Raw genomic sequence first — 22,306 nt, 5'->3', positions numbered from 1 at the left:
GCGTTGAGGCGGCGCGCAAGCGCATGACCATCCTGAAGGGCTCCGAAAAGATTGTGGCATCGCTCAATCAGTTCGGCGTTGTCCGGCGCGTGAGGCGGGGGCACTACGTGATTGCAGAGCCCATCGAACTGAATGACGAGCTTACGCGGTTTTTGGTTTTTGCCGACATGCTGGTAAACCGGTCGAGTTACCGGACGTTCCTGGAACTGCAGGACGTGGCCGAGTTGTTTCCGTTCGCGTGCCGTGTGAGCAAGGAGGAACTTGTGGCTGACGAGCGGTTCGAGGTGAACAACTTCGGCGGGGAGTTCTCGGTGGGGGTACGGGAGTAGGAGAGTACAGGTCACTCCTACGACGCAACACCTTTGCCACGCGTGAAAAGCATATCGTCAATCGAAAGCTGCAGGATTTGCAGTTTACCCTGCTCCTCGGCTGATATCAGCGACGAATCGAGCTTCTCCTTAAGGACTGCGACTATGTACTGGCAGTTGATTGTGCTGGCGCGTGCGATTATGTCACGCAACACCTTACCCTCGATGTTTTCAAGGACGTCATGCACTATGAAGCGCGGAGTCTTGATGCCCTTTGATTCTGCAAACTGCTGATACGCTAAATCAAATGCGGCGATGAGTGACTTGCGTGTGCCCGTGCTGGAGCCAGCGGTATCACGTATTGCAACGGGGAACTTGTTCGACTCTTCATAGTAAACGAGCAGCGGCGATTCGTTGTTGAACTCCCTGGCAAGCGGAGTGAAGAATGCGTTAAACGCAAGCATCATTGCAGCAAAATCGTTGGATTGCGGCTCGTCGCCATCATCAGACGAGCCAAGCGATGCGATTTTTCCCTCAATGCTGGTCTGTTCTACCTCAAAGCTGTTGAGCGTATCTATTACTTCTCGGCATTTGCCGATACTGCTCGAAAGCTCAACTAGGCGTGCCTGAAGCGACTCGTACTCATCGATGAGGTCTTGCTCCACCAATGACATGAATTGGCTGTTCTGCGATGACAGTTGGCTGATTTCACGTTGCACAGATGCACGCTCGGCCTTCAGTTTTTCTGCCACACTCGCGAAATAGGCAATCTTGTTGTCGCAGAGCTGGTTGTTGAATGCGACCATCTCTTCGAAAGTTGCATTCACCATCGGGATCATCGAACAGACTTCCTCGAAAAACCGTCTGCTCAAATTAACGTCGGCTTGTCTACCGCGCTCTTGCATAGCAGTCTGCAGGGCCTCTTCATTTCGTTGCAGCCTGTAGTCTATGTCTGAGAGTTGCAGTGTCAGAGATGCGTATCGGGTGCGTGTAGCCGCGATTTCATCGCGGTTGGCCCTGTAGACATCGGCGTCGATGATGCTGTTGAGCTTGCACTGGACTTCTTCATGCTCGGCTTCGAGCCCTGCAAGTATCTGCTGCTGCTCGCTGACCGTATCGACGTTCTGGACTTTCTTATAGCGTTTGATGGACTCACGCGTCTTGTTCAAGTCCTTGTTGAGGTCGTCACGCTTTTTGTCGAGCGCCGGATCTGAGATGCCGAACAGAGCGTTGTAGACACTCCGGTAGATGGATGTGCTGCCGCTGGGAACGGTTTTGAGGAAGGAATTATCATCCCCGCCTACGGACACGCGGACAAATGAATTGATCAATTGGCGAAACGTGGGCACATTCGCTTCGTTCCCGAAAAGCAAGACATTGAGTCGTTGCTGGTAAGCTTTCTGCCCCATCTTTTCGCCGTCTATGTAGTACCTTCCATTCGGGAAGAGGTCGATTGTGAGAATCACGTCATCGCCATCGGGAAAATCCGATGTCAGTGTCATGTCGACGGCGATCTTGTTTGTGACGATGAAATCGCGTAGCTCCTCGGTCACCGTGCCCGTGTCGGCGTCTGTGTAAATGAGCTTCCTGTCCTTGGCGCCCATTGCGATATCAATGAGCTTGAGGAAGGTTGTTTTTCCAACGCGATTGTGCGATTCGGAGTCCTCGGTATCGACGATGAGGTTGGCACCCTTGTGGAATAAGACCTCGCGAACTATTTCGTCAGTTGTTGTCTTGCGAATTCTAAGCGACTTGATGAACATGTAGCCCTCCCTTCTCGTCTATTGACACGCGTCCGAGGAGGAAGAGAAAGTCCAAAGCCATGACAAAGAAGTCGTAGCTCACTTCTTTCTTGACCAGAGTGTTCGCCGTTACCTCATAGAGTTGACCGGCGTCCAAGCCTGGGTTCTGGTCGATGTAGCCATCCAAGGCGGCAGCGATGTAATAGACCGTGCTCGTCGGCTCATTATTGCGATCAAGCAGCAGCATCGTCATCACCTGGCCTCAGAAGGACTCTGCATTTTGCCACGGCAACGGCAATCAACGCAACGCAGAACTGGTTGATGATTTCTTCGGGGACCTCGTCAGCCTGAAAGCCTGCGTCATTCACAATCATGTTATAGATCTCGTTCTCGATGAGCTTGAGCTGTGCATCGCCGTTTCCTACGCACAGCTTGCCGTCATCGCGAACGTCTGCCACATTGACAAACATCTTGTTCAGCCTTTGGATGATGGCTTCGCTGTCGGGGAATTCCTTGATCACGCTGTCGAGACGAGCGTAGTTCTCAGAATACTCGTTGATGATGTTTAGGTAACGCGGTGCGTGGTTGTAAATCAGCTTCTTCTCTATAGGAGGCGGAGGCGTAAGGGGGAAATCTTCGCCCGTTGGCTCAGTCGACGAAATCATGATTTGCAGGAGTTTATACATGAGCGTCTTTGTAAGCGGCCGGTGCGGGCCAGACGAGACGGGCTGGTAGATGTTTATGTCATGTGAGTCATAGCTATTGGAGTCGCCGGTTATGTTCGTGGCGACCTTTCCAATTGCGCTCTGGCTTGTCTGCGTTGGCTTATCGCGAAGCATGGATGTTCGCCGAGTTGTTGCTGCCTACGACGTTTGTGGCAACTTTACCTGTAGCGGTCTGCGAGTTGTCGCTTAGACTCTTTTTGATTGACTTGATCTCTTGCTTGTTTTGGAGCGAGATGACGGCGGCGGCGATGGATGCGATAGACGCGATAATTCCAAGGATAAGGTTCACAGTCTCCATCTTGCCTCCCAAATGTCAAGTCCAATATTCTAGACCATTATCGAGCGTTCGCTCGTTGCGTTGCCTCTAATTCTTGCTAATGGTCACAAACTGCCGAACGGACTGGATGACCTCACTTTGTGACCGACCTTTAGCCTATTTGCATGGTTAAGGGACGGTTCGTTTGTGCTGGCCTATGTCAATCGAAAGGCAGGCCGACATGGACGGAGACGACCATAGCATCGACGACGAGGAAGAGGTCGCAGCGCAGGCGGGCGGCCAAGAAGGGGTCGCGCAGGCGGAAGAGCCGCAGGCAGTGGACTCGGAGAGGGGCTACCAGGCGCTTCTCGCCAAGCAGGAGGCTCGCATCAAGGAGCTTGAGGGGCAAGTGGCCGAGGCTGCCAAGAGCGCCGAGGTGGCGGACGCCCTGCGCGGCGAAATCCAGCAGGTGAAGGCCAGACGGCCGATGAGCGCATCGCCTTCGCGGCAGACATGGCGACGTTCGCAACCATGAACCTGACCCACCTCTTCTACTCATGCACGGCGCTGGAGGTGGTCTCCGGTTTGGGCAACCTCGCAGGTGTCAAGTCGTGCGGTTCGCGTTCGCTTCGCGCTCGTCGCCCGCCGAGCTGGACTTCCGAGGCTTCGACCCGTCTGCGCTCACCGACCTGACCTACTGCTTCTCGGGGTGCTCGTCGCTGGTGACGATCTACGCCGACGCCACCTGGGCGCTGCCTTCGAGCGGGGTTTCGGACTCGCAGTGCTTCTATAACTGCTACAAGCTGACGGGCGGCAACGGAACCACGTATGCAAGCAGCAGGACGGTTTATACCCACTTCCGTATCGATACGACGGCTACGCCTGGTTACCTGACTGTCTCTGCTTGACATGCTCTTTGGCTACGGTATTTGCGTCAGTCTGGGTAATATCCGAGAACATTTCATCAACGATGCGGACATGGCATTCATAAGCTGCATACCTGCTGGACCTCACCGCATTTTCCGCTTCCTGCAGGCGTGTTGCAGCATCCCTGAATCGGGATTTTGCCGCCATTTGCCCCATGATGGAGTCTGGGTGGTTGTCACTGAGTACGTCTGCGTCTCTCAGTTCTATTTCCGCACTTGCAATGCGTTCCATAAGCAGATTGTATTGGGCATCGACGACCTCAGACAGGCAGAGCACAAGGTCTTTAAACGCTGCTGCGGTCAGCATTCGATTGAGCACTGCCCTGCAAGCTTCTGGCTCGGCATTCGCCTTCGCGACCATATCATTCACGAGGTATTTTTCCCATTCCTCATGGTCTCCGCCGTTGCCGCCAGACTGTTCCGGAAGCCACTCCGCACTAACTTTTCTCGTCATACGCTCGATGGACAGAACAGCCTCGCCGCTGAGACCAAGGAAGTCAGCAATATCTTGGAGCTCGTATGTATCACAATCGGTCTCCCCGATGAGAAAACCTACTGGCTTTCCGAATATGTCAGCCAGATCTACGAGGTCATCCCATTGAGGAAACTGATCTCCTTTTCGAAATCGGCTGATCTTTCTCGCAATCGCCTTGCGGCCGTTCTCCCTTTCCACTGCATAGCGGTCATCGGCTAGCGAGGCATCATCGGCACCGTTACGCTTTTGATAGAGCAGACGCGCAAGGCCGATATTGCTAATGCCTCTGCGCCCCTTTTCTATTTCATAGCTTTCCATCAAACCGCTGAGTCTCTTTGGAAAAATGTCCTTAGGGCGATCTTTGCGGACGTACATTGTCTTAATCATTCCTCATTAACAACAGATAAGACAATTATAGGACATATACCGTCTTATTTACCGATGGCATGATAGCACTGTCGAAAGTGAGCACCCCAGTGGAAGCGGTGCTGAAGTGAAAGAAAGTGAGGAAAAGGCAATGACGACTTGGGACTATGCGCAATTGTCGCATCTGGCGAAAGAGCTCGGTGGGCCTCAGGCGCTGATCAGCAATATCAGAGCGGGCGGGATTTCCGTTGGAAGAATCCAGGGTGGAGTAATCGGTTCTGTAGCCACGCTAGTCGCAGGTGGAATCGGACTGTATGCCTACGACAAGCACCAGAGGAAGATCGCTCTTGCTGAACAGAGTGCAACCATTCTCAAGGCGAACATCGAAGTATACGAAGAGGCACATTCGTCAACAGAAGTTGATGAGGCTACGAGAGAGACGCAACATAGTGAGGAGGAAACGGTAACTGAATCCAGTGGCGGCGAAGAGGCCTAGCCACCAGATTCATTAGACAGCCACTACCACGAGGAGCCCCGGTATGTACCAGGGCTCCAATTCGTTCTTATACCTTGCAGCGGATACTTAGATCTCTCGGGACTTGCAGTAGAGCGGGTCGCCCTCTCCGACCAGCACATCCCACCGCCATTGCGGGGTCTCGGTGCCGGACTGGCAGAGCGCATCGAGGGGCATGACTTTTTGCTCGGGCGAGCAGGGGCAAAGGTCTGCCTTGATGTGGGCCATGTCTTCGGCCTGGCCGGCGAGCTTTTTTATCCGGGGACCATGCTTTCGGCACGCGATCCCCCATCCTCAACCTCCCAAATCAAAAACTCAATCTGTAACACCTAGACTCGATTTGAGCAGATATCTGTTACAGATTGAGACGTTTCGGCAGAGTGATTCCCGTTTGTCTTGATTTGTAACAGGTAGAGGCAAAAAACTCGACTTGATGTTACAGATTTAGACAAACGGCTGCCGACCCGCGCGAAAACAAAAAAGGCCGCATGCGAACCCGTGGGGGATTCGCATGCGGCCGACAGGGGATACGCGGCTGAAGTTAGGCCATGAGCAGGCCGGTCTCCGCGACGTTCTTGTACCAGTACGCGCTCGCCTTGGGATAGCGCTTCTGGGTCTCAAAGTCGATGTAGAACAGGCCGTAGCGCTTGTTGTAGCCGTTGGTCCAGGAGAACTGATCCTGCAGCGACCACACAAAGTAGCCGTCGACGTTTACGCCGCCGTCAATCGCCTTGAGGATCCATGCGAGATGCTGACGCATATAGTCGATGCGAGGGGCGTCATCGATAAAGCCGTCCTCGAAGTCGTCCTTATAGCCCATGCCGTTCTCGGTGATGTAGATCTTCTTGTAGTTGGGGTAATCGTTCTTAATGCGGAGCAACAGGTCGTACAGGCCCTCGGGATAGATGATCCAGTCCCAATCGGTCGTGGGAACGCCTTCGCGCACGCATGCCTCGCCCACGCCCTTGAGGAACCAGCGCGAGGAGCCCTTGTCGCCGGTGCCATTGTGGTTGATGTCGTTTTCGCCCTCGGCGGCACGCAGGAACTGGCACTTGTAGGTGTTGACGCCCAGGCAATCGTTGTAGGGGAGCGCGGCGGTCAACGCGGCGATGTCCTCGTCGCGAACGTCGAGCTCGCCGCCGGCGATATGGGCCAGCTTGGTCGCAGCCTCCAAGGTATCAGCTGCATAGTGGCCGCGGAAGGTGGCGTCGAGTACCCAGCGGTTGTTGATGACATCGGCCATGCGAGCTGCCTCGCAGTCGGCAGCGCTGTTGGGATCGAGGGGATACTTGGGCTCCAGGTTCTGGACAATGCCGATCTCGCCCTCAAAGCCGCCCTCATGGAAGGCAACGACAGCCTTGGCGTGGGCCACCATCATGTTGTGCATGAGCTGGAAGGCCTTGTCCAGGCGATACTTCTCGCCGTGCGGCCAGTTGCCGACGATAAAGCTGCCCTCGGCGGTCGCGGGAATCTCGTTAAAGGTAAACCAGTGCTTGACCTCGGTGAACTCGGCAAAGCAGAACTTGGCGTACTCGACAAAGGCATCGATCGTCGTGCGCGTCAGGAAGCCCTCGCCGCCGTTCTGGTAGAAGACCTCGGGCGTATCGAAGTGATCGAGCGTGACATAGGGGATAACGCCAGCTTTGTTGCAGGTGGCGAAAAGCTCGTGATAGAAGGCGACACCCTCGGGGTTGATCTCGCCAGTGCCACTGGGGAAGATACGGCTCCAGGCGATGGAGACACGGATGCCGTTGATGCCGAAGCGCTGGCACAGGTCGATATCGACCGGATACTTGTTGTAGAAATCGCTTGCGGGGTCGGGGGAGAAGCGACCCTGAGCCGCCAGGAAATCGTCCCAGGGCACTTTGCCCTTGCCGTGCGTACGGGTCTCGCCCTCAACCTGGTAAGCAGCGGTGGCGCCGCCAAACACAAAGCCGTCGGGGAACTGCATGGGATTGGTCATGAGTCATCCTTTCTGTGGGATTCGAATAGGGAGGGTGCCCGAACTGGGGATCCGGGCACCAACAGAGGGAGGAATCTAGTCGAGGTTCTCGCGGAGCCACTTGATGGCGCCAGCGGGGTCGCGAGTAAGGTCGATATATTCCTTACCGCGGGGAGCGAGCAGCTTAATGCCCAGGCGATCGGTGTCGGCCTTCATGTCGTTGTAGTAGCTACGAACCTGCGGGGCGAGCACGATAACGTCGTACTGATCCATGATGGCAGTGTGCTGGCCATAGGCGCCTGCGGAGGAAGCGATGTTCTCTCCGGTCTGCGCAGCACCTTCCTTGATGGCGTTGGCGAGCATGGCAGAGGTGCCGGCGCCGGCGCACAGGACGAGGACCTTCAGGCCATCGACATCCTTCTTAGCGGATGCGTCGGAGGCGGGCTCGGGCTGATCGGCGGCAGCGGCGGTCGGCTCGACGGAAGCGGCGGTCTGCTCGACAGCGGGCGCAGAGGTGCTGGCGGTGATGGTGGCAGCACCATCGGACTCGAGACCCAGCTCGGCGGCGCGCTCGGCCTCCTGGTCGCAGAGCAGCTTATCGTATGCCTTCAAGAACGGCAGGTAGATGATGGCGTCCAGCAAGATGATGATCGCGACAAATACCAGGGCGATAAGCTGGAAGTTCGTGGTGATGAAGATGCCGATGGGGGCAGGGGTAGCCCAAGGCACCACGAAGGAGAAGCCGTTCATGCCCACATTGTCGATAAAGAACTTGGCAACACTCACGTTGACGCAGCCGGCGGCAACAAAGGGGATGAGCATGTAGGGGTTAAGGATCATCGGCGCGCCAAAGAGCAGCGGCTCGTTGACGGCGAAGGCAACAGGAACAATCGAGGCCTTACCGACGGCTTTGAGCTGCTTGGACTTCATAAAGAGAATCAGCAGAAGCGGCACGATGAACGTGGCGCCGGTGCCGCCGAACTCACCTACGAGCGACATGTTGAAGGTGAGGGAATGGGCGGGGTGACCACCGGCCAGCAGAACCTGCAGGTTCTCGGCCTGGTTGGCAAGACGGATGGGGTCGATGCCCGGCTGGACGATCGAAGGACCGTGGACACCGATGAACCAGAAGAATGCGGTGGCTGCCTGGATAAGGATGAGTCCGGGGTAGGTCTCTGCTGCAGTGAAGAGCGGGGAGAGCAGTTTGATAAGCAGCTCGGAGAACGGAACGCCCATGAGGTTGCGCACAACCACATCGATGATGCCGCAGATGATGACGGCGCCACCGAAGGGGATAATGTCGCGGAAGTTCTGAGCGATGGCGCCCGGGACCTCCTTGGGCAGCTTAATGGTCAGATCGCGCGAGACGCAGAACTTATAAACCCAAACGGTAATGAACGCGGCGATATAGGCCGAGAACAGACCGCGCGTACCCATGCTGGTGCAATCGAAGACAGAAAGCTCGGAGCCGTTGAACTTGGTGGTGAACTGCGTAACAGCGAGCAGCAGCATGCTGCACTGGGCGGCAACCATGGTGGAGCCGTCGTTGAGCACCTTGCCGGCGGGCATGCGACGGTTCATGGAAGCCGTGAAGTTCTTGGCGGTGGTGCCGGCAACCATGATGCCCATGACGCCCATGGTGAAGTTGTACAGCTTGTTGCACCAGTCGATGAGCGGCTGGGGCAGCGTGATGCCAACGACGCCGGGAAGGGTGGCGATTAGCAGGAAGATCGAAGAGGTGAGGACGATGGGCATGCACCCAAGGAATCCGTCCTTGATGGCCTGGAGGTAGACGTTCCTCGAGATCTTCTCAAAGAACGGTTGATGCTTTTCGAGCATCTTTACGATGGCGTCCATAGAGCTCCTTTGCTACTTGATGCGCGATGCATGTGGATGGAACTGGTCGTCGATGGATGGTCAGGACTGCCCGGAAACCTTCCTGCTTAAGGAAGGCATTATGAAATGACAACGTTGTCATTTCGTTAATGACAACGTAAGACATTTTTGGAAGAGCAACAAGGATATACGGGTGAGTGGTCGATATTGTCCGGTAAACGGTTGATTTATCAGTCAGGCAGGTAGTGTATGCTAGAACGCAAAAAACAAGCGATAGAGAACCGAGTGGAGAAGCGGTGACAACGATGGACAAGAAAAACGTCTCGATGAACGACGTGGCGATTGCCGCGGGTGTTTCTCTCAAGACGGTTTCGCGTGTGATCAACGAGCCCGATAGCGTGCGAGAGTCGACACGCGATAAGGTCCATTCGGCAATGGAGGCGCTCGGATTTCGAACCAACTTTGCCGCTCGTTCGCTCAAGTTGGGCCGTTACGGGTGCATCGGCGTTGTGCTGTTCCACTTGTCGGGCGGCGCCGTGGACATGATTGACGGTATCGCCGATGCCGCCGAAGAGCGAGGCTTTGCGCTCACGATGATCAAAAAGCGGGCGGGGGAGAAGATGACCCTTGCCGATGCGGCGCGCAGGATGTCGCAGCTTCCCGTCGACGGCATGATCTTCAACCTGCGTCAGATGGTCGATGACTTTGATACTTTTGAGGCGCCGAAAGACCTCAAGACGGTGATTATCACATCAATGGAACATCCTACCTGCTCCACCGTCAGTGACGACCAAGAGGGCGGCGCGCGCATGGCGTGCGAGTACTTCTTGAACCACGGGCACAAGAACGTGTACTTCGTCTCTGGTAAGAAAGAGTCGTTGTCGAGCCAGTGCCGTATGAAAGGTTGGCGTGCGGCACTCGAGGCGCGTGGCATTGAGCCGCCCGAGCCTCTGCAAGGCGATTGGAATGCGGATAGTGGCTATGCCGCGGGCCTTGTGCTTGCCGATAAGCCCGATTGCACGGCGGTCCTCGCTGCTAACGACTGCATGGCAAACGGCGTGATGATGGCTCTGCGTGACAAAGGGCTCAGTGTGCCCAATGATGTGTCCGTGATCGGCTTCGACGATGAGCTCTATAAGACGATTCCCAACTCGATTCTGACGTCGGTGAAGTTTCGCCACCGCGAGCTGGGCGTCCGTGCGCTCAACGAGGTCGTCGCGGGTCTGGAAGCCCCGAGCTCCAGAAGCCGTACGCTCGTCTCGGGCGTGTTGGTCGAGCGTTCCAGCGTAAAGGACTTGCGGGCGTAGACGTGCTCGGCCTATTCCGTTTGTCTCAATCTGTAACAGCTAGGACCCAAAAACTCGGCTAAACATTACAGATTGAGATATTTCTGCTCGGGCGTTCTGTTCATCTCGATCTGTAACAGCTAGGACCGAAAAACTCGGCTAGATGTTACAGATTGAGATGAACAGGAGGACGGGTGCGGTCTAAACAAAATGGCCCGCGCATCACACATCGATGCACGGGCCATTTATTGTCTGCAAGCGGCAGGTGGTGTCAGCGTCTTATGCCTCGAGGTTTTCCTCGATCCAGGCGACGGCACCCTTGGGATCCTTAGTGAGGTCGATGTACTGTTTGCCCTTGGGCGACAGCAGCGTGATGCCCAGGCGGTCGGTGTCGGCCTTCATCTCGTTGTAATAGGTGCGAACCTGCGGAGCCAGGACGATGACGTTGTACTGGTCCATGATGGCGTAGTGGCTGCCGTAGGCACCGGCGTTGGAGGTAATGTCGATGCCCAGCTCGTCGGCGCCTTCCTTAAGCGCGTTGGCGAGCAGTGCAGAGGTGCCGGCGCCAGCGCACAGAACCAGAACCCTCAGATCCTTGCCCCTAAGGGCGGACGGAGCTGCGGAGGCCTCGGTGGCAGAAGCGGTCTCGACAACAGGAGCCTCAACGGCGGGGGCGGCAGCGGTCTTGACGGCCTTGGTCTCCTCGGCCTCTTCTTCGGCCAGGGTCTCGGCCTCCTGCTTGCACAGGACGTTGTCGTAGGCCTTGCAGAACGGGTAGTAGATCAAGAAGTCAACGACCAGCAGGACGACAACCAGGACCAGAGAGATCGGCTGGAAGTTGGTGTCGATGAAGGTGCCGATCGGTCCGGGGAGTGCCCACGGCATGGCATAGATAAAGCCGTTCATGCCCAAAAAGTCGATGAAGAACTTACCAATGAGGACGTTGGCCACGGGGGCAAACAGGAACGGGATCAGGAAGTACGGGTTGAGGATGATGGGCGCGGCGAACAGCAGCGGCTCGTTGACGGCGAACATCACGGGCACGACAGAGGCTTTGCCGACGGCCTTGAGCTGCTTGGAGCGCATAAAGAGCAGGAAGATGATCGGGACAATGAACGTGGCGCCGGTGCCGCCGAGTTCGCCGATGTAGTTACCGAAGTTTTCGGTCAGGGCGAGGGCGGGGTGACCGCCGGCCTGCAGCGTGGCGAGGTTGGTGGTGATGTTGCCAAACAGCGCGGCGTTGAGGGCAGGCTTAACGACCGAGGGGCCGTGGATGCCCATGAACCAGAACAGCGGGATCATGAACCAGATGAGGGCGAGGCCGGCGTAGGAATCGGCAGCGGCGAACAGCGGGCTCACCAGCGTGGAGATGACGTTGGCAAACGGGACGGCCAAGCAGGTGCGGCAGATAACGTCGATGACGGCGACAAACAGGATGGAGAAGCTGAAGGCGAAGATGTCGCGGAAGTTCTGGGCGATGGCGCCGGGGACTTCTTTGGGCAGCTTGATGGTGATGTCTCGCTTAATGCAGAAGGCATAGATGTTGACCGTGGCAAATGCGGCGACAAAGGAGCTCAGCAGGCCCTTGGTGCCCATGTTGTCGGTAAAGAACACCGAGACATCGGCGCCGTCGATCTTGGCACTCGTCTGGGTAACGGCCAAGATGAGCATAGCGCACATGGCGGCGACCATGGTGCTCGTGGCGTTGATGGCCTTGCCGGCAGGCATGCGGCGGTTCTTGGAGCCGGTCAGCGCGCTTGCGGTGGTGCCGGCGACCATGATGCCCACGACGCCCATCGTGAAGTTGTAAACCTTGTTGCAGAAGTTCACGACGTCGACGTTCCACCAGTCGGGCAGCGTAAAGCCGCCGACCGTGGCGACAACGCCCGGCAGGGTCGAAATAAGCAGGAAGACAGAAGAAGACAGGATGATGGGCATTGCTGCCAAAAAGCCGTCTTTAATGGCCTGAAGGTAGATGTTCTTAGAGACCTTGTCGAAGTACGGCTGACCTTTCTCCAAGAACTTAACGATCGATTCCATAGTTCACGCTCCTCTTTGCATGAAATCTTAATGGCATGGACGTTGAAAACCTATATGGTCTCCCGCTTGCTAAAAGCCCGGGTGCAGGCGGGGTCGGTCCCAGGGGGAGAGAGGGGAGCGGCTGGGTTTGTATCGCATAGGGCCGCTCCCTTCTCGGGGGAAAGCGAGGCGATGCGCTACTGCGCGTCCGCCATAGTGTCGGCGAGCTCCTTGTACCAGAGTGCCGACTGCTTGATGTAGCGTTTTTGCGTGTCGAAGTCGATGTAGAACAGGCCGTAGCGCTTGTTATAGCCGTTGGCCCACGAGAACTGGTCCTGCAGGCTCCAGATAAAGTAGCCCTGGACGTCGACGCCCTCGGCGCGCGCCTGGAGCACCTTCTCCATGTGCTGGTCGACAAAGTCGATGCGCTCGGGATCGGCGACGATGCCGTTTGCGTCGGGCTCGGGGTCCTTGTGGCCCAGGCCGTTTTCGGTGATATAGATGACGGGGAGGTTGGGATAGGTGGCGCTGATGTGCTTGAGCGTGTCGTAGAGGCCTTGCGGGTAGATGAGCCAATCCCAGTCGGTGGTGGGGATACCCGGCATATCGACCTGCTGCCCGACGCCCTTAAACTTAAAGCACGAGGTGCCCTTGTCTCCGGTGCCGTTAAAGCTGTTGGTGGACTCGCCATCGTAGGCGGCGATAAACGCCGACTGATAGTAGTTGAGGCCGAACATATCGTTGCGGGGCGCCGCCTTGGCGAGCTCCTCCATGTCGCTGTCCTCAACCGTAAGCGTGGCGTTGTTGGCACGCAGAATCTCGTTGATGAGTGAGAGGGTGCGCGCGGAGTAGTGACCCAGGAAGGCGCCGTCCATGATGAAGTCGGTGTAGAAGGCGTTGTACAGGTCGGCGGCGTGCTGGTCGGCGGGCGAGTCGGTGGCAGGATATGCCGGCGTCAGGACGTTGACCATGCCAATGCGTCCGCCCAGGTGCTCGGTCTCGTCAAGATCCTTATACAGGTTGACGGCGCGGGCGTGGGCAACGAGCTCGTTGTGCTGGCTCTGGATGCCGCTCGTCACATCAAAGTGATGGTTGGGCGGGAAGTTGCCTTGGATGTATTGGGAGTGCGAGAGGCTGATGAGCTCGTTGATGGTGAACCAATTCTTGACCTCGCGGAACTCGCGGAAGCAGAACTCGGCATAGCGCACATAGGCGTCGACGGTCTTGCGGTTGAGCCAGTCGCCCTGGTTGAACAGGGCGGCGGGGGAGTCAAAGTGATGCAGGGACACATAGGGCTCGACGCCATACTTTTTGCAGCAGGCGAACAGCTCGTGGTAGTGCTTAACGCCCTCGGCGAGGGGTTCGGCATCGTCGCCGTTGGGGAAGATGCGGGTCCAGGCGATGGACACACGAATGGCGTTGAGTCCATGCTCGGCAGAAAGGCGGATATCCTCCTCGTAGCGGTTGTAGAAATCACTGGCCGGGTCGGGCAAAAAGCGACCCTGGGCGACAAGGTAATCGTCCCACATGGTCTTACCCTTGCCTGCCACCTTCGTGGAACCTTCCGTTTGGTACGCGGCGGTTGCGGCGCCCCAAACAAAGCCCTTCGGCAGCTGCTGTACGCGGTTTAGCAAAGACATATGCATACATCCTCTCGTCTCGCTGTTCGATATTGTGCGTTTGCGCTCAGGAGGCTCCCTGGTTAGCGTTCAGCGGTGAAAAAGCCCGATAAACACTATCTTAAAATGATTAGAACCAAAATGAGCACGTGAACATTTGATAATGAGCACGTTAACATCCGGCTGGGATGTATAGAAACAAAACAACTTCAAACAGCTGCGAACGGTTGTATTTGTTCGGTAAGCGGTTTTGATTGACAGAAGTTTTCATGTTGTGGTATATGGCTCGGGTATCATGAGCACGTTATCAATGTATGTACGATGCGCCATGGGCGCGGGGAATAGTTGGGAAGCAGGTTAGCGTGGAAGGCATGGATCAGCAGACAAGGAATGGTCGTTCGGCGAGCGCGGCAGAGGTTGCGGCGCTCGCTGGCGTGAGCCGCCAGACTGTGTCTCGCGTGGTCAACGGTATGCCCAACGTGACGGAAAAGACGCGCAAGCGTGTGCTGGCCGCCATGGAAGAGCTGGGCTTTCGTCCCAATTTTGCTGGAGCGGCGTTGCGCGGCGGGTCGTATCGTTCTATTGGCCTGTGCATGTACAACATCACACGTGTCGGTAACCTGGCGACGCTCGAGGGTATCATGCAAGCGGCGCGCGAGCATGATTTTGCCGTCACTGTGATCGAGATGGGCGGCGACAAGCCCTATGCACTTGCCGATGCCTCGCGCCGCATGGTCGAGCGACCCGTCGACGGCATGATTCTCAACATGAACCGCATGGCTCCCGATTTTGAGGAGTTTGTTCCCCAGCCGGGAGTGCGAACGGTCATCCTGTCCATGTATGCGCATCCGCGCTGCACGACGATCGACTCCGACCAGTATGGTTCGTGCGAGCTGTTGACCAATTATCTGCTGGAACATGGTCACTCGAATATGCGGTTTGTGGCGGGTCCGGAAAACTCGATTTCCTCGCGTTTTCGTGAGGCCGGTTGGCGCGATACGCTGGGTCGTGCTCATGTCGATGCCGCTCCGATGCTGCGTGGCGATTGGAGTGCGGACAGTGGGTACGCCATGGGCGAGCGGATTGCGGCCGAGGTGCTTGCCGGCGGGTCGCAGACGCCGACTGCCGTGCTTGCGGCAAATGACCAGATGGCGCTGGGCGTTATCGCCGCGCTCGAGAACGCGGGCCTGTCCGTGCCCGACGACGTGAGCGTGGTTGGTATCGACGACGCACTCGAGGGACTTGTTCCTCACAATCGGCTGACGACGCTGCGATTTGATTTGCGCGGTGTCGGTAAGCTTGCGTTTGAGGCGGCGATTGGAGAGAGCTCGTCTATCGAGGCGATTCATGTGCCGAGCACGCTGGTCGAACGCTCGACTGTTAGGGACATACGGGGTTAGGTCCTACTCCGTCTGTCTCGATTTGTAACAGGTAGACGGTCAAAAGCGGGCTACGTGTTACAGATTTAGATTCTTCGGAAAGAGCAATCCTGTTCGTCTCAATCTGTAACAGCTTGGACCCAAAAACTCGGCTAGATGTTACAGATTGAGACAAGCGGCCCCCGAACCGCCCAAAAAAGGCCGGGGGCGGCGCGCCGTGTGACGTGCCGCCCCCGGCTGAGAAATGGGGACAGGTTATGTGGGCAGGCGACCCCGCCAGCCGCTAGTCCAGACGACGGGTCTGCGCCACGTGCTTATACCAGTATGCGCTTGCCTTGGGCGTGCGCTTCTGGGTTTCAAAGTCAACGTAGAAGAAGCCATAGCGCTTGTTGTAGCCATTGGTCCAGGAAAACTGATCCTGCAGGCTCCACAGGAAGTAGCCGCCCACGTTGACGCCCACCTCCATGGCCTTGAGCAACCAGCGCAGGTGCTGCTCGATGTAGTCGATGCGCGGCTGATCGTCCACAAAACCGTCCTTGTAGGGGTCCTTGTAGCCCATGCCGTTCTCGGTGATGAAGATCTGCTTGTAGTTGGGGTAGCGCTGCTTAATGTAGACGAGCAGATCGAACAGGCCCTCGGGATAGATGATCCAGTCCCAGTCGGTGGTGGGGACGCCGGGCTTGTTCACATGCTCGCCAATGCCCTTAACGCGCCAGCGGCCAGTGCCCTTCTCGCCCGTACCGTTGTGGTGCAGGTCGTTCTCGCCATCGTAGGCCTTCAAGAAGCGGCACTGGTAGTTGTTAACGCCCAGGTAGTCGTTGTAGAGCGCGGCCTCGCGCATGATTTCCAGATCCTCGTCTAGGATCTCGATGGTGCCGCCCGAGACGGCAGCCAAGCGGTTGGCGCACTCGAGGGTGTCGGGCGCGTAGTCGCCGCGGAAGGTGGCGTCGAGCAAGAACTGGTTCTGCAGCACGTGCTCGTTGTTGGCGGCTTTGATGTCGGCGGGGTCGTTCTCGTTGAGCGGATACTTAAACTCCAGCGACTGGATGACGCCGATCTTGCCCTTAAAGCCGCCGTTGTGGAAGGCCAGCACGGCCTTGGCGTGGGCGAGCATCATGTTGTGCTCGCACTGGAAAGCCTCGGCCAGATGCGCCTTGACGCCACCGGGGAAGGTGCCCTCGATGTAGGTGTTGGAGGCGTCGGCCCAGATCTCGTTAAAGGTGAACCAGTAGGTCACCTGGTCGGCGTACTCCTTAAAGCAGAAGGTGGCAAAGTCCACAAAGGCGTCGATGGTCTCGCGGTTGAGGAAGTCGCCCTTCTCAAAGAGGGGCAGCGGCGTATCGAAGTGATGCAGCGTGACAAACGGCTCAACGTGGTGCTTGTGGCACTCGGCGAAGAGGTCGTGGTAGAACTGGACACCCTCGGGGTTGATTTCGCCGGTACCGTTGGGGAAGATGCGGCTCCAGGCGATGGAGAGGCGGATGCCGTTGATACCGAACTCCTCGCACAGCTCCAAGTCGACGGGGTACTGGTTGTAGAAGTCCGAAGCGGGATCGGGGGAAAAGCGCCCCTGGGCCTCCAAGAAGTCGTCCCAGGCGACTTTGCCCTTACCGTGGGTGCGGGTCTCGCCCTCTACCTGGTAAGCAGCAGTGGCGCCGCCAAAGACAAAGCCCTCGGGAAACTGCGCAGGCGGGTTGGTGACGCTAGCGGGGTTAACGGACATGATGATCCAATCGTTTAAATCGAAGGACCAGCCGGTCTTGGATGGTCGGCTGGCCCTGAGCGTTACTTACTTCGAAAGCTGCTCGGAGACGAAGGCGAGAGACTTATCGCCGTTCTGGGAGAGCTCGATGTACTGCTTACCGCGACAGGCGACGCACTTGTTGCCCACGCGCTCGCAGTCCTTCTGCAGGTCGGCCAAGTAGCTGGCAGCCTGCGGGGCCAGGACGACCAGGTCAAAGTCGGGGAGCATGTCGACGTGGTTACCATATGCCTCGGCAGCGGTCTCAAGATTGATGCCGCGCTCCTTGGCGGCCTTGGCCAGCGCGTTGGCGAGCAGGCCCGAGGTGCCGCCACCCTGGCAGAGCACGAGCACGCGCTTGCCGTTGAGGTCACTGGCGGCCGTTGTCTCAGTGGCGACAACGGCGGGAGCGTCGGCCTTCACGGCCTCGGCAGCAGCGCCGGCGGCAACGCTCTTGGCATCGGCCTTGCCCTGGAAGGCATCGTTGAGCTTGGCGGCCTTCTCGGCGTTCTTGGCGGCGAGCTCCTCCTGGGAAATCTCGGCCTCCTCGGCGCACTTCTGGGCGTCGTAGGCACGGAAGAACGGGTAGTACAGAACGAAGTCGACGACCAGGATAAGGGCGAGCATCACAAAGGCGAGCGGCTGGAAGCCCAGGCCCATGATGGTGCCGATGGGGCCGGGGACGGTCCAAGGCAGGGTGTACATAAAGCCGTTCATGCCCAAGAAGTCGATAAAGATCTTGAGGATCCAGATGTTGGCGATCGGGGCAAAGACAAACGGGACAAAGAAGACGGGGTTGAGCACGATGGGCGCGGCGAACAGCAGCGGCTCGTTGACGGCAAAGCAGACGGGGACGATGGCGGCCTTACCGACGGCGCGCATCTCCTGAGACTTGGCCAGGAAGCAGAACATAAAGACCAGGACGAGCGTGGCGCCGGTGCCGCCCATGCAGACGACGAAGTACTGGGCACCCTGGGTCAGGACAGCGGAAGCGTGCTGGCCAGCCTGGAACGCAGCTAGGTTGTCGGTCATGTTGGCAACGAGGGCGGCGGCGATGGCGGGCTCGACGATCGAGGGGCCGTGGACGCCGACGAACCAGAACAGGCTCATGGCGCCGTAGATCACAGCGAGACCGATATAGCCGTCGGCAGCGGTGAACAGGGGCTGGAACACCTGGATGACGCCCTGGGCAAAGCAGAAGCCAAAGGCAGCGCGGAAGACGATGTCAAAGACCCAAAAGACGGTGATGCAGACGGAGAAGGGGATGATGTCCTTAAAGGTCTGCGAGATGTTGGGCGGAACCTGCTCGGGCATCTTGACGGTGATGTTGCGCTTGATAAAGAACTTGTAGATGATGCCGGTCACAAACGCAGCGATGAAGGCAGTCAGCAGGCCCTTGGAACCAAGGTAGGTGGTGTTGAAGCCGCTGGCGGCGTCCGTGGCGATGGTGTCGCTCGAAAGGAGCAAGAAGCCGATGATGGCCGCGCACATGCATGAGATAAAGTTGATCTGGTTGTTCTTGGGCAGGTCGCGGTTCTGAGCGTCGGCGAAGTGCTTGGCGGTGGTGGCGGCACAGGCGATTGCCAGGATGCCCATGGAGTAGTTGTAGCACTTCCACAGGGCGTTGTTGATGTCATCGGGCCAGTAGAAACCCCAGATGTTGGGGACCGAGGCTACGAGGCAGAAGATGGACGAGAAGATGATGATGGGGATGACGGAGATAAAACCGTCGCGGATCGCCTTGAGGTACTTGTTGCGGGCGATCGCGTTGAAAAAGGGCTGGCCCTTTTCGATAGTGGCGATGAGTTGCTCCATGCAAAGCTCCTAAGAGTCGGTGGGTTAGCAACGATGGTAGCTTTTGACGTTCGGTTGCCAAAATGTTGACGTTGCCATTTTGCGACACAAAAAAAGACGCGAACCGGTGGTTCCTGTGCCTGCGAACCGTCGATTCTTTGTGCGTAAACGTTTGAGCCGCCCGGTGGCTCTGTGTTTGCACAATGGCAACGTTAACATTTGGGCGACAAAAGCCGTTTGGGGAAGCAGAAATGTCGGTGAACGGTAGGTTTTGGGTGGTAAGCGTATTGCAGAGGCGGCGTTAGATATACTTGAAGGCGTTTAATATGACTGCGCAGGATGCCGTCAATGGCATCGTTGACACGGAAAGATCGACCAATGGCCGCTGTTAAAAAATCGGTTTCCGTTAAGGACGTGGCGCGTCTCGCGGGCGTCTCGGAGCAGACAGTCTCGCGTACGGTGCACGATTCACCCAGCGTGCGCCCCGAGACCAAGGAGCGCGTGCGTGCCGCCATGCGCGAGCTGGGGTATCGCCCCAATTTTGCCGGTCGATCGCTGCGCCGTGGCAAGTTTAAGACCGTCGGCGTCGCCATGTTCAACATTACCGGTACAGGCAACCTCGACCGTATGGAGGGCTTTGCTGCCGCCGCCGATAAGCACGGATACGCCATTACCCTCACGAAAGTAGATGGGCATCCGTATACCCTCGAGAGCGCATCGTCGCGCATGAGCGCACTGCCGGTGGATGGCATGGTCGTGATCATGAATCGCATGCCGGCGGACTTTGGAACCTTCGAGCCACTGCCCGGCATGCAGACAGTGCTCGTTACGATGTTGGAGCACCCGCTCTGTTCAACGGTCGATAACGACCAGTTCGATTGCTCGCGCCAGGTTGTCGAGTACTTGCTGAGGCAGGGGCACAAGACCGTGCATTTCATCTCGTGTCCCGAGCGCTCGCTTTCGGGCATGCAGCGCGAGGAAGGCTGGCGCGAGACATTGCACGCACATGGTATTGAGCCGCCGCGACTCGTTCGTGGCGATTGGACGGCACAGAGCGGGTATGCTGCCGGTCAGGCTCTGGCGGACGATCCGACCTGTACGGCCATTTATGCTTCTAACGACGCCATGGCCTACGGCTGCATTCGCGGACTCGAGTCGCGCGGAAAGCACGTGCCCGAGGACGTGAGTGTGGTGGGTGTTGATGACAGTCTGGGCGACATCGTGCCCGATCGTCGCCTGGCCACCGTGCGCTTTGACAACAGGCGCGTCGGCATGTGGGCGGTCGACAAGATCGCCGGCGCCGAGGGCGTTGTGTCTGGCGTGGAGCACATGCTGATCCCCGGCGTGCTCGTGAAGGGCGATACGGTACGCGATTTGCGTTAGGGTGCGGTCCTGTTTGGGTTTCCGCTAATCATGTTTGATATTGTTCGAAATGGTTTGGAAACCGTTCACGGGCGAAAAAAGACCGTTCACGGCTCGAAATAACGGTTTGCATTGTTCCTTTTTGTTTGAATGTTATTGTTTCTGTCATACACAGCGCAGCGCGTATGCCCGGACGCGATGCTCTCCGTTGGTTCATATGTGAAAGGAACGCAATATGGCAACCAAAGAAGAAATCTCGATGGTTGGATTCGAGATTGTCGCATACGCAGGTGACGCCCAGACCGATCTGCTTGCAGCGCTCGATGCTGCTCGCGAGGGTGATTTTGAGAAGGCCGAGCAACTGCACAAGGATGCCAGCGATGCACTTATCGGCGCTCACGACACGCAGACCAAGCTGCTTTCGCAGGAGGCCGGCGGTGGCGAGATGGAGATGACCTTCATCATGGCTCACGCTCAGGATACCCTCATGACCACTATGATCCTGGAGAAGCAGACCCGCTTTACCATCGATGCCTACAAGCGCATCGCCGAGCTCGAGGCCAAGCTCGCCTAACGAGCCCTCACAACCAAGTCCCCTTCCAAAAGCTCTGCCGCTACCCGCGGCAGGGCTTTTTCTGTCCTCCTCCAAGTTGCGGTGAAATAGGGACTGAATAGGGGCCGGCGGGCGCAAAACAATCCCTATTCCACCGCAACTCATCCGGAGATAGTCATTGGGGCGTTCTTAAACGACTAGGCATTGGGGACAGTCTTGGTGCGCTCCGTTCGTCTTGCCGTTCGGTTTTTCGCTGGGTGGGTATACTTCCATCCGCAATACAGGCCGGAATGAGGAGGTATCCAAATGCCGGACAACGGATCGATTCAAAAGAGAGACGCGAACGAGATGGCTCATGGGCGTCCTGTCCAGATAACCGAGCACACGACGGTAACAGAGCTGCAGCCCAGCCTGTCCGATGTCGTGTGCGCAAACAAAAAGCTGCAGATCGGTATCATCGTTGCCCTTGTGGTGCTGGCGTTGCTGTCGGGCTTTGTGGCCCGTCCGCATTTCGCCGATACCAAAACTTGGGACTCCACCATCGAGGTCATCGATCAAAAGAAAGGTAACGTACTGGCGCTCACGACCTCGTGCGTGGCGCTGTCTGCGGGCATCACTGCGCTGCCGGGCGATACGGGAACGCCGGTTGCCGAGCAGCTCGCACAGCTTTCGGGTAACTTGGGCATCGTGCTTGCCGTGCTATACCTCGAGAAATATTTGCTTACGATTTTGTGGTCGGTTGGTCTGGGCATCCTGATCCCGTTCTCGTTCGTACTCTTCGCGGTGTCGCTTGGCATTCACGGACGCTGGAGCACCAGCGCCGTCCTTCGTCGCGTGGCGACGCGCGTGCTGGTGGTCGCCATGATCGGCATGGCGTTGGTGCCTGCAAGTGTATGGGTGTCGCAAAAGGTCGACGAAACGTATCGAGTGAGCATCGAAGCGGCTGAGCAAAAGGCGACTGACGCTGCGAGTGCGGAAGATAGTGATAACTCCAAGGCAAGCAAGAAAAAGGCCGAGTCCACAGAGTCCAAGAACGTGCTTGAGCAGCTTGCCGACGGCGCCTCGGGTCTTGTCACGTCGGTGACCAGCGGCGCCAAGCAGATGACCGATGAGATTGTGCAGCAGGTGACCGATCTCATCGAAGGCGTCATCGTGATGATCGTGACCTCGTGCGTGATTCCATTGCTGGTGCTCGCGGCGTTTCTGTGGCTGGGGCATGTGCTGCTGGGGATTGATATTTCCGGCCCGGCGAACTATTTGACGGGCCGCTTTCTGAGTGCTCCGTCCAAGCACACCAAAAAGGGTAGGCAGGTCGAGTAGCTAAAACAGCTGTATTTGCTGGGGCATACCGCAAAGGGACGGCCGAGACTCGTTCTCGGCCGTCCCTTTTGTTTAAGACTTTAGTCTGCTGGCCGCGCAGCGGCCAGCTTTAAACCACCCGCTACGCGGGTGGAGACAAACGG

General features: G+C 57.4%; 21 protein-coding genes. 9 read left to right on the top strand and 12 right to left on the bottom strand.

The features are described 5' to 3' along the window. Positions 1–23 precede the first annotated feature (23 nt). Positions 24–329: a hypothetical protein gene (locus tag AB5767_RS08845; protein ID WP_117769894.1), complete on the top strand. Its 306-nt coding sequence runs from the start codon at positions 24–26 to the stop codon at positions 327–329. A 17-nt stretch (positions 330–346) separates the two neighbouring features. On the opposite strand, the gene AB5767_RS08840 is transcribed toward AB5767_RS08845, so the two are convergent. Genes AB5767_RS08840 through AB5767_RS08825 form a run of 4 tightly spaced genes read right to left on the bottom strand, consistent with a single transcriptional unit; the run spans position 347 to position 3,073 of the window. Continuing rightward, entirely contained in the window at positions 347–2,071 is a 1,725-nt protein-coding gene (locus tag AB5767_RS08840) for a DUF2326 domain-containing protein (RefSeq protein WP_368132375.1), read from the bottom strand. Further along, positions 2,052–2,297: an ABC-three component system middle component 6 gene (locus AB5767_RS08835; RefSeq protein ID WP_117769892.1), complete on the bottom strand. Its 246-nt coding sequence runs from the start codon at positions 2,295–2,297 to the stop codon at positions 2,052–2,054. Before AB5767_RS08835 ends, AB5767_RS08840 begins: the two co-directional genes overlap by 20 nt. Continuing rightward, a complete protein-coding gene (locus AB5767_RS08830; RefSeq protein ID WP_368132376.1) occupies positions 2,284–2,889 on the bottom strand; it encodes a hypothetical protein in 606 nt (201 codons plus the stop codon). Before AB5767_RS08830 ends, AB5767_RS08835 begins: the two co-directional genes overlap by 14 nt. Beyond that, positions 2,876–3,073 carry a hypothetical protein gene (locus tag AB5767_RS08825; RefSeq protein ID WP_117769890.1) on the bottom strand — a complete coding sequence of 66 codons (198 nt, stop codon included), beginning with the start codon at positions 3,071–3,073 and terminating at the stop codon, positions 2,876–2,878. Before AB5767_RS08825 ends, AB5767_RS08830 begins: the two co-directional genes overlap by 14 nt. 199 nt (positions 3,074–3,272) lie before the next feature. Here AB5767_RS08825 and AB5767_RS08820 point away from each other — a divergent pair, with 199 nt between their 5' ends. Next, positions 3,273–3,566, top strand: a complete 294-nt coding sequence (locus AB5767_RS08820; protein ID WP_147333354.1) for a hypothetical protein — start codon at positions 3,273–3,275, stop codon at positions 3,564–3,566. A gap of 76 nt (positions 3,567–3,642) precedes the next feature. Further along, positions 3,643–3,939 carry a hypothetical protein gene (locus tag AB5767_RS08815; protein ID WP_117769888.1) on the top strand — a complete coding sequence of 99 codons (297 nt, stop codon included), beginning with the start codon at positions 3,643–3,645 and terminating at the stop codon, positions 3,937–3,939. Here the strand turns inward: AB5767_RS08815 and AB5767_RS08810 are convergent. Beyond that, a complete protein-coding gene (locus AB5767_RS08810; protein WP_368132377.1) occupies positions 3,908–4,807 on the bottom strand; it encodes a hypothetical protein in 900 nt (299 codons plus the stop codon). The genes AB5767_RS08815 and AB5767_RS08810 overlap by 32 nt on opposite strands. Positions 4,808–4,925: 118 nt before the next feature. Here AB5767_RS08810 and AB5767_RS08805 point away from each other — a divergent pair, with 118 nt between their 5' ends. Next, the gene (locus AB5767_RS08805) at positions 4,926–5,294 is read left to right on the top strand and encodes a hypothetical protein (RefSeq protein ID WP_147333352.1); all 369 of its coding nucleotides are present in this window, start codon (positions 4,926–4,928) and stop codon (positions 5,292–5,294) included. 87 nt (positions 5,295–5,381) lie between these two features. Here AB5767_RS08805 and AB5767_RS08800 read toward each other — a convergent pair whose 3' ends face one another. From AB5767_RS08800 to AB5767_RS08790, 3 genes are all read right to left on the bottom strand, one after another. Then, positions 5,382–5,540, bottom strand: coding sequence for a hypothetical protein (locus AB5767_RS08800; protein WP_171021499.1), 159 nt, complete (start codon positions 5,538–5,540; stop codon positions 5,382–5,384). Between the two features lie 313 nt (positions 5,541–5,853). Next, positions 5,854–7,275 carry a 6-phospho-beta-galactosidase gene (gene lacG / locus AB5767_RS08795; RefSeq protein WP_368132378.1) on the bottom strand — a complete coding sequence of 474 codons (1,422 nt, stop codon included), beginning with the start codon at positions 7,273–7,275 and terminating at the stop codon, positions 5,854–5,856. A gap of 75 nt (positions 7,276–7,350) precedes the next feature. Further along, a complete protein-coding gene (locus AB5767_RS08790; protein ID WP_368132379.1) occupies positions 7,351–9,111 on the bottom strand; it encodes a PTS lactose transporter subunit IIBC in 1,761 nt (586 codons plus the stop codon). 284 nt (positions 9,112–9,395) lie between these two features. On the opposite strand from AB5767_RS08790, the gene AB5767_RS08785 reads away from it, so the two are divergent. Continuing rightward, the gene (locus AB5767_RS08785; protein WP_368132916.1) at positions 9,396–10,397 is read left to right on the top strand and encodes a LacI family DNA-binding transcriptional regulator; all 1,002 of its coding nucleotides are present in this window, start codon (positions 9,396–9,398) and stop codon (positions 10,395–10,397) included. 258 nt (positions 10,398–10,655) lie between these two features. On the opposite strand, the gene AB5767_RS08780 is transcribed toward AB5767_RS08785, so the two are convergent. Together AB5767_RS08780 and lacG (AB5767_RS08775) are read right to left on the bottom strand one after the other, a co-directional pair. Further along, the gene (locus AB5767_RS08780) at positions 10,656–12,416 is read right to left on the bottom strand and encodes a PTS lactose transporter subunit IIBC (protein ID WP_368132917.1); all 1,761 of its coding nucleotides are present in this window, start codon (positions 12,414–12,416) and stop codon (positions 10,656–10,658) included. A gap of 176 nt (positions 12,417–12,592) precedes the next feature. Continuing rightward, entirely contained in the window at positions 12,593–14,035 is a 1,443-nt protein-coding gene (gene lacG, locus AB5767_RS08775; protein ID WP_022094683.1) for a 6-phospho-beta-galactosidase, read from the bottom strand. A gap of 350 nt (positions 14,036–14,385) precedes the next feature. Between lacG (AB5767_RS08775) and AB5767_RS08770 the strand changes: the two genes are divergently transcribed. Then, entirely contained in the window at positions 14,386–15,414 is a 1,029-nt protein-coding gene (locus tag AB5767_RS08770) for a LacI family DNA-binding transcriptional regulator (RefSeq protein ID WP_368132491.1), read from the top strand. A 262-nt stretch (positions 15,415–15,676) separates the two neighbouring features. Here the strand turns inward: AB5767_RS08770 and lacG (AB5767_RS08765) are convergent, their stop codons facing one another. Both lacG (AB5767_RS08765) and AB5767_RS08760 read right to left on the bottom strand, forming a co-directional pair. Next, the gene (gene lacG, locus AB5767_RS08765) at positions 15,677–17,116 is read right to left on the bottom strand and encodes a 6-phospho-beta-galactosidase (protein ID WP_368132487.1); all 1,440 of its coding nucleotides are present in this window, start codon (positions 17,114–17,116) and stop codon (positions 15,677–15,679) included. Positions 17,117–17,182: 66 nt separating this feature from the next. After that, entirely contained in the window at positions 17,183–18,949 is a 1,767-nt protein-coding gene (locus tag AB5767_RS08760) for a PTS transporter subunit EIIC (protein WP_368132488.1), read from the bottom strand. A gap of 357 nt (positions 18,950–19,306) precedes the next feature. Between AB5767_RS08760 and AB5767_RS08755 the strand changes: the two genes are divergently transcribed. The 3 genes from AB5767_RS08755 to AB5767_RS08745 all read left to right on the top strand — a co-directional run bounded on the left by AB5767_RS08755 (position 19,307) and on the right by AB5767_RS08745 (position 22,163). After that, positions 19,307–20,311, top strand: a complete 1,005-nt coding sequence (locus AB5767_RS08755) for a LacI family DNA-binding transcriptional regulator (protein ID WP_368132489.1) — start codon at positions 19,307–19,309, stop codon at positions 20,309–20,311. Positions 20,312–20,525: 214 nt separating this feature from the next. Beyond that, positions 20,526–20,864, top strand: coding sequence for a PTS lactose/cellobiose transporter subunit IIA (locus AB5767_RS08750; protein ID WP_006234827.1), 339 nt, complete (start codon positions 20,526–20,528; stop codon positions 20,862–20,864). 285 nt (positions 20,865–21,149) lie between these two features. Then, positions 21,150–22,163, top strand: coding sequence for a hypothetical protein (locus AB5767_RS08745; protein WP_368132490.1), 1,014 nt, complete (start codon positions 21,150–21,152; stop codon positions 22,161–22,163). Positions 22,164–22,306: the final 143 nt, after the last annotated feature.

Source organism: Collinsella aerofaciens, assembly GCF_040926265.1.
Lineage (GTDB): Bacteria > Actinomycetota > Coriobacteriia > Coriobacteriales > Coriobacteriaceae > Collinsella > Collinsella aerofaciens_BB.
The sequence above is the reverse complement of the archived record's forward strand: the minus strand, read 5'-3'. Positions and strand labels throughout refer to the sequence as shown.